This window comes from Candidatus Methylomirabilota bacterium, from assembly GCA_035709005.1.
Taxonomy (GTDB): Bacteria; Methylomirabilota; Methylomirabilia; order Rokubacteriales; family CSP1-6; genus 40CM-4-69-5.
This window is the reverse complement of record DASTFB010000062.1, coordinates 1-7,591: the sequence shown is the minus strand read 5'-3', so window position 1 is coordinate 7,591 and position 7,591 is coordinate 1. Positions and strand designations below refer to the sequence as shown.

At 67.2% G+C, this 7,591-nt stretch carries 6 protein-coding genes; 5 read left to right on the top strand and 1 reads right to left on the bottom strand.

The genetic code is table 11. The features are described 5' to 3' along the window. The 3 genes from VFR64_09975 to VFR64_09965 form a co-directional block, all read left to right on the top strand. Positions 1-359 (top strand): amidohydrolase family protein (locus tag VFR64_09975; protein ID HET9490065.1); only part of this gene is annotated, 359 nt, incomplete at its 5' end. Between the two features lie 47 nt (positions 360-406). Continuing rightward, positions 407-1,534 (top strand): amidohydrolase family protein, encoded by a 1,128-nt coding sequence (locus tag VFR64_09970; protein HET9490064.1) that lies wholly within the window; start codon positions 407-409, stop codon positions 1,532-1,534. A 301-nt stretch (positions 1,535-1,835) separates the two neighbouring features. Continuing rightward, positions 1,836-2,144, top strand: a complete 309-nt coding sequence (locus VFR64_09965; protein HET9490063.1) for a carboxymuconolactone decarboxylase family protein — start codon at positions 1,836-1,838, stop codon at positions 2,142-2,144. A gap of 60 nt (positions 2,145-2,204) precedes the next feature. On the opposite strand, the gene VFR64_09960 is transcribed toward VFR64_09965, so the two are convergent. Beyond that, complete coding sequence (locus VFR64_09960) at positions 2,205-2,582, bottom strand: hypothetical protein (GenBank protein ID HET9490062.1); 378 nt, start codon at positions 2,580-2,582, stop codon at positions 2,205-2,207. A 701-nt stretch (positions 2,583-3,283) separates the two neighbouring features. Here VFR64_09960 and VFR64_09955 point away from each other — a divergent pair. Both VFR64_09955 and VFR64_09950 read left to right on the top strand, forming a co-directional pair. After that, a complete protein-coding gene (locus VFR64_09955; GenBank protein HET9490061.1) occupies positions 3,284-6,643 on the top strand; it encodes an adenylate/guanylate cyclase domain-containing protein in 3,360 nt (1,119 codons plus the stop codon). A gap of 72 nt (positions 6,644-6,715) precedes the next feature. Beyond that, positions 6,716-7,591: adenylate/guanylate cyclase domain-containing protein (locus VFR64_09950; protein HET9490060.1), on the top strand; the 876-nt coding region annotated here is incomplete at its 3' end.

Below are 7,591 nucleotides of genomic sequence, written 5' to 3'. Positions count from 1 at the left end.
TGGCCATCATGCAGCCCCGGACGCCGCCTGCCCCGCCGCAGCCCTGGGCCGACCTGCCGAAGGTACTCGACCTCGCCCGGCGCCCGAACGCGGTGATCAAGGTCAGCGGTGCCTGCACGCTGTCCCGGGAACCCTATCCGTTCCCGGACATCTGGGACCCGCTCGCCCGCGTGTTCGATGCCTGGGGCTTCGAACGCTGCCTGTGGGGCACCGACTGGACTCGCGCATTCGCGGTCGTCAGCTACGAGCAGGCCGTCGAGGCCTTCCGTCAGACCGACCGCCTGAGCGACAGTGAACGGGCGATGCTGATGGGCGGTGCGTGCGCCAAGGCGTATGGCTGGTCTCCGAAGAAGGGCTAGTCGCGGTGCGATAGTATATGATGGCTTCCTTCGGAGGAGGATTACCGATGGCGCGCGCGTACAACGTGGTCGACGCGGACGGCCACATCCTCGAGCCGCTCGACCTGTGGGACAGGTATATCGATCCCGCATTCCGCGAGCGCCGGCCGCGGTTCGTCATCGACGAAAACGGTAAGGAACGCCTCAGCGTCGAAGGCAAGCTGCTCGGCAATCCGCGGGGGATCGGCAGCCTGGGTTCCGTCGGCGCCCGGCAGGGGATCGTCAAGGCCGGGACCCTGAAGTATGCCGAGGGGCGCCGGGGCGGGTTCGACCCGCACGCGCGCATCGTCGACATGGATGCCGACGGCATCGACGCCGCCTTCCTCTATCCCAGTCTCGGTCTGTTCGCAGGCGCCGTCGAGGACCCGGGCCTCGCCGCCGCGATGTGCCGCGCCTACAACCGCTGGCTCGCCGATTACTGTACGCCGTATCCCGAGCGCCTGTTCGGGGTCGCGATGCTGCCGATGCAGTCGGTCGATCTGGCGGTCGACGAGATGCGCTACGCCCGCGAAAAGCTCGGGATGCGCAGCGGGTTCCTGCGGCCCAACCCTTATCACGGCAAGAAGATGATCAGCGACCCGATGTACGAGCCGTTCTGGGCGATGGCCGAAGCACTCGACTTCTCCATCGGCTTTCACGAGGGATCGACCAACGCGATGCCGACTGTCGGCATCGACCGCTTCGAGGAGGACCGCGCGGCGCGCCACATGATCTCGCACACGATGGAGATGATGCTGGTCGCGCTGAGCGTGATCTGGGGTGGGGTCGTCGACCGTCATCCGCGATTGCGCGTCGCGTTTCTCGAGTCAGGTGGCGGCTGGATCGCGCCGTGGCTCGACCGCATGGACCGGCACTTCGATGACCAGGGCTTCAACGAGTCGGCGCCGAAAACGAGGCCGAGCGAACTGTTCCGGCGCAATTGCTGGATCTCGTTCGAGCCGGTCGAAAGCAGCATCGCGGTGCTGGCCGACTATATCGGGCCGCACAAGATCATGTGGGCCACCGATTATCCGCACTCGGACGGCTTCTTCCCGGGCGCGCCGCAGATGCTCAGGGAGCGGCTCGGCGCGCTGTCCCCGGAGGCGAAGCACCAGGTGCTCGCCGGCGGCGCCCTCGGCTTTTACGGCCTGAGCTGATCCGGGGTTCCAGTCGCGGGCCCCTGATCCGGCCCTGGCCACCGGCGACGAGGAATCGCATACTCCCGCATCCGGACTCCTTCCTCGATCAGCTATTCGGGCAGCCTTGACCCCTTGGAGCGCACACCCTGACCTCACGGCACCGTTTGGGCAGAAGTTCCGCGGCGAGTGCGGGCGCGGCGCTGAGTCCGGACGGGGTACCCTTCCCGGCGAAGGACACGAGGCGAGTACCCAGGCGCGTGGGCGCCCTCATCAATTGCTGCGGGGCGCCATCGCGACCCATACACGAGGAGATCGACACATGGCTCAGAAAAGACCGACGGTGTACGAATTCATCCCCAAGCTGGGGCAACTCCGGGACGACGTGCTGTTCGGCGACGTATGGGAGCATCCCGACCTCAGCAAGCGCGACCGTAGCCTGATCACGGTGGCAATGCTGGCTGCGCTCTACCGGACCGACGAGATGCGGGGCCACATGCAGAGGGCGCTCGACAACGGGGTGACGGAGACCGAGTTGAAGGGGCTGATCACCCACGTGGCGTTCTATGCCGGCTGGCCTTGCGCGGTCAACGCTGGCCGTATCGCCATCGATGTGTTCGGACCGAAATAGCGCTCAATCATCACGCGAGCGACACGGGGCTCACGCTCCGCGGATCGACGGCCCTGGGGCTCAGGAACCCGTGCGCGTCTCCGCCAGGTACAGCTCGGGGAGGCGATGCTTCTGCACCTCGTCGCCAGGCGGACCGGGCGTGCGAGGCACGTCGGCGACGACGCGGACCGCCCGCGGGATCTTGTACGAGGCGATCCGGCCCAGGCGGTGGGCGATCAGCTCTTCCTCGGTGGGCGCCGGGCCCGGCTTCGGGATCACGTAGGCCACCGGCGCCTCGTTGGTGCGCGGGTCGGGCACGCCGATCACGAAGGCCTGGTGCACGCGCGGGTGGGTCTGCAGATACGCTTCGATCTCCGCGGGGGCGACCATGAAGTGGCTGACGCGCAGCATCTCGCGCAGCCGGCTCCGGAAGATCGTGCGTCCCTCGACGTCGCGCACGCCGAGGTCGCCCGTGCGGAACCAGCCGTCCTCGGTGAAGGCGCGCCGGGTCCAGGCCGTCGATGTTCTAGCAGCCGAACCCCAGCTCTCACCCCGATCTCTCGGATATTCCGCCGGTTACGGAGCTTACAGTCGTATCCCGACGGGGAACCGACCGTAAGTCTCGGCCGCGATCCCGCGCGAAGGCGCGCAAGGCGACGTCGCAGAGCGGAACCCCGACCTGATCCGAGGTCCAGAGGTCCGCGACTCGTTCGGCCCCCGCCCAGGGGTCTTCGACCCCCCTGCCGGTTAAAAAAGCGCCGCTCATTCGCTCCGGTGGCCCCATCGAAAAAGAGGGGCGTACCTGGAATTTCCTCCGGGGTCCCATCAACCCCCGGCACCCCAAAAAGCTTCACGCCCGATCAACGTCCGAGACGATTCCCCGCGCAGATCCCTTTTTTCGAACCCTACCCCTTGAGGAGACTCAATGCGGAAATGTGATCAGGACGTCGCTACGAGCGGATGCGAAACGTGGCAGCGTGATCCAGATCCCAGACCGCCCCGAAAAGCCTCCAGGACCTTCGACCCAGAGCGACTTCGCCGGCGTAGAATCGGCGATCCGCCGGCAACCCATACCCAGGGTGGCCCACCCACCTTCCTGACCCAAGTTGGCCGCCTTGACCCCCCTTTGGTCGAGGGCTACTCTGGCCACCCTCAGAGTCATGCGGTGCAGCCGCTGTCAGGCAGAGAACGGCGAGGGCCTCAGGTTCTGCGAGGATTGCGGCGCCCGCTTGGCCACAACCTGCCCTTCCTGCGGGGCGGAGGTCACTCCGGGTAAGAGGTTCTGCGGCTCCTGCGGGGCTGCGTTAACCGCTTCCCAGCCCGAAGGCCGCTTTACCTCGCCGCAACCCTATATCCCGAAGCACCTCGTCGAGAAGATCCTCACCTCGCGTAGCGCCCTCGAGGGCGAGCGCAAGCAGGTCACCGTGCTGTTCGCCGACATCAAAGGTTCAATGGAGCTGCTCGCTGACCGGGATCCCGAGGAGGCGCGGAAGCTCCTCGACCCCGTGCTCGAACTGATGATGGGGGCCGTTCACCGCTACGAGGGCACGGTGAACCAGGTCATGGGCGACGGGATCATGGCACTCTTCGGCGCGCCGCTCGCGCACGAGGACCACGCGGTGCGCGCTTGCTATGCCGCGCTCCGGATGCAGGAGACGGTGAAACGGTATGCCGAAGGGGTCCAGCGTACCGCTGGCGTGCCCATCTCCATACGCGTCGGCGTGAACTCGGGTGAGGTAGTAGTCCGGTCCATCGGCTCGGATCTCCGCATGGACTACACGGCTGTGGGTCAAACCACCCACCTGGCCGGCCGGATGGAGCAGATGGCCATGCCTGGGTCCATCATGATGACGGCGGGAACCTTAGCGCTGGCCGAGGGGTACGTTGGGGTCAAGCCGCTCGGCCCGGTCACCGTCAAAGGGGTTGTTGAGCCGATCGAGGTTTTCGAGCTCACTGGCGCCGAGCTCGCGCGCACGCGACTTCAGGCCGCGGCCGCGCGAGGACTTACGCGGTTCGTTGGTCGCGACGTCGAGGTCGCCGCCGTCCGGCAGGGCCTCGAGCGGGCGCACGCCGGTCACGGCCAGGTAGTCGGGCTGGTCGGCGAGCCGGGAGTCGGCAAGTCCCGGATCATCTGGGAGTTCACCCACCCCCACCGGACCAAGGACTGGCTCGTGCTCGAGTCCAGCTCGGTGCCCTACGGCAAGGCCACCCCCTACCTTCCGGTCACCGTCCTACTCAGAGCGTACTTCCAGATCGAGGATCGCGACAACGTCAGGAAGATCCGCGAGAAGGTCACCGGGAAGCTCCTCAGCCTTGATCACACCCTTTGGGAGACGCTGCCCGCCTTCCTCGCCCTGCTCGACGTCCCCGTCGAGGAGCCGGGCTGGCAGGCCCTCGATCCGTCCCAGCGCCGCCGGCAAACCCTCGATGCCGTGAAGCGGCTACTGCTGCGGCAGAGCCAGATCCAGACGCTGCTACTGGTTTTCGAAGACCTTCACTGGATCGACTCCGAGACTCAGGCGCTGCTCGATGGTCTCGTTGACAGCCTGCCGGCCGCCCGGGTGCTGTTGCTCGTGACCTACCGGCCTGAGTACCAGCATCAGTGGGGCAGCCGCACCTGCTACACGCAGCTCCGGCTGGACCCCTTGCCGCCTGAGACCGCCGAGCAGCTCCTTGGCGCGCTGCTCGGGCCCGACGCCAGCCTCGATCCGCTCAAGCGCGCATTGATCGCACGGGCGGAAGGCAACCCGTTTTTCCTGGAGGAGAGCGTGCGGGCGGTCGTCGAAACAGGGTGTCTGCTCGGCGAGCGCGGCGCCTACCGTCTGGCGCGGCCGCTCCCGACCATCGAGATCCCGCCGACGGTGCAGGCGGTTCTGGCCGCCCGCATCGACCGGCTGCCGCCGCGGGATAAAGCAATCCTGCAAATGGCGTCGGTAGTCGGGAAGGACGTCCCGTTCGCGCTGCTCCAGGCGATTGCCGAGCACGCCGACGATGAGCTACACGCCGCGATTGCGCGCCTGCAGGGCGGCGAGTTCCTGTACGAGGTGGGCATCTTCCCGGACCTCGAGTACACCTTCACGCACGCCCTGACCCACGATGTGACCTATGGCAGTCTGCTCCAGGACCGACGGCGCACTCTCCATGGCCAGATCCTTGACGCCATCGAGCGGCTCTATCCCGATCGGCTGCCCGAGCACGTCGAACGGCTGGCTCACCACGCGTTTCGTGGCGAAGCGTGGGGGAAGGCGGTCACGTACTCTCGGCAGGCCGGCGTGAAGGCTATCGCCGCCTCGTCACATCGGGAGGCCGTGCACTGGCTCGAACAGGCCATCGGCGCGCTCGAGCGGCTGCCGCAGACGGATGACGCCCGGGCGCTCGCCGTCGACCTCCATCTCGATACCCGCAGCGCACTCCTACTGCTCGGTGAGTTCAGTCGAATGCTCGAGCGGCTCCGGGCCGCAGAGCGCCTCGCCGCGGCCCTGGGAGATCGCCGCCGACTCGGCCGGGTCTGCGCGTACCTGACCGACTACTTCCGTCAGGTCGGCGATTACGAACAGGCGCTCGAGGCAGGCCGACGCGGACTGGCCGCCGCGGAGGTTGAGGGCGATCTGGGCATCCTGCTGGCCACCAACATTTACCTGGGCCACGTGTACTACGACACCGGACAGTATGGTCGCGCGACTGCGCATTTCCGGAGGAACGTGGCCACGCTTGGCCCCGAGATGCTCAACGAGCAGTTTGGCCTTCCGTACCTCGTGTCCGTCCACTCGCGGACATGGCTGGCGGTGGGTCTGGTCGAGCTGGGCCTCTTCAACGAGGCGATCGAACATGCAAACGAGGCCCTGCGGATCGCCGAGGGCTCCAACCATGCCTCGAGCCTCGTCTCGGCGCACATGGGCCTGGGGCGAGCCCACCTGCGCCGAGGAGATCTCGAGCGGGCGGTACCCCTACTGGAGCGCGGCCTCGAGCTCGCCCGGCTCTGGAATATGCGACTGGTCTTGCCGTTCCTCACGGACTCCCTGGGACTGGCCTACGCGCTCGCCGGACGGACCGTCGAGGCGTTCCCCCTCCTGCAAGAGGCGCTCGATCTTCACGTGACCATGCGCGGCACCACCACCCAGTCCACGCGGCGGCTCTCGCTGGCCCAGGGCCACCTGCTCGCGGGAAACGCCGTCGAGGCGGCGTTGCTGGCGAGCCGGGCGCTCGAATTGGCCGAGAAGAACGGCGAGCGCGGTTATCTCGCCTATGCGCACGGAACGCTTGCAGAGGCATCCATGGGGCTCCGGCCCCCCGACTATGGTCGCGCCGAGAAACACTGGCTTGCCGCCGCCGCGCTATCACGAGATCTTGAGATGCGGCCACTGGCGGCCCGCTGTCACCTCGGCCTCGGCAAGCTCTACCCGCGCAGTGGCAAGCGCGACCAGGCCAGGGAGCACCTGACCGCGGCGACGACAATGTACCGCGAGATGGACATGCGGTTCTGGCTGGAGCAGGCGGAGCGGGAACTGCAGGCCTTGTGATGAGATGCCCCCGGTGCAAACACGACAACCCCACAGGGCAGACATTTTGTGGCGAGTGCGGGGGCCCGGCTGATGTCGGCCTGCCCGAACTGCGGAGTCGCTAACCCTCCGGGGAAGAAGTTCTGCGGTGACTGTGGAGCGCCCCTAACGGAAGCGCCCTCTAAGACGTTCGCCTCGCCCGACTCCTACACTCCGAAGCACCTCGCCGAGAAGATCCTCACGTCCAAGGGGCCCTGGAAGGCGAGCGCAAGCAAGGTCACCGTCCTCTTCGCCGACCTGAAGGGCTCAATGCAGCTGCTCGCCGACCGGGACCCGGAGGAGGCCCGGAGGCTCCTGGACCCGGTGCTGGAGCGGATGATGGAAGCCGTCCACCGCTACGAGGGCACCGTCAATCAAGTGATGGGTGATGGCATCATGGCGCTGTTCGGGGCGCCGTTGGCGCACGAGGATCACGCCGTCCGCGCTTGCTATGCGGCTCTGCGGATGCAGGACGCGGCGAGGCAGTACGCGGAACGCGTTCACCGAGCCGAAGGCGTGCCGATCCAGATTCGGCTCGGCCTTAACTCGGGCGACGTCGTGGTGCGTGTGATCGGCAGCGATCTGCGCATGGACTACACCGCGGTTGGTCAGACCACACATCTCGCCGCGCGTATGGAGCAGATGGCGATACCGGGGTCGGTCTTGATCACGCCCGACACGCTCGCGCTCGTCGAGGGCTACGTGGTCGTGAAGTCGCTCGGGCCCCGGCCGATCCGGGGACTGAACGCCCCACTCGATGTGTGCGAGCTCGTTGGCGCCGCCACGGTGCGCTCGCGCTTCCAGGCCGCCGCCAGTCGGGGGCTCACGCGGTTCGTCGGGCGCGAGACCGAGCTCGACCAGCTGCAGCAGGCCCTCGATCAGGCGCGTGTCGGGCGCGGCCAGGTCGTGGCCGTGGTCGGCGAGCCCGGC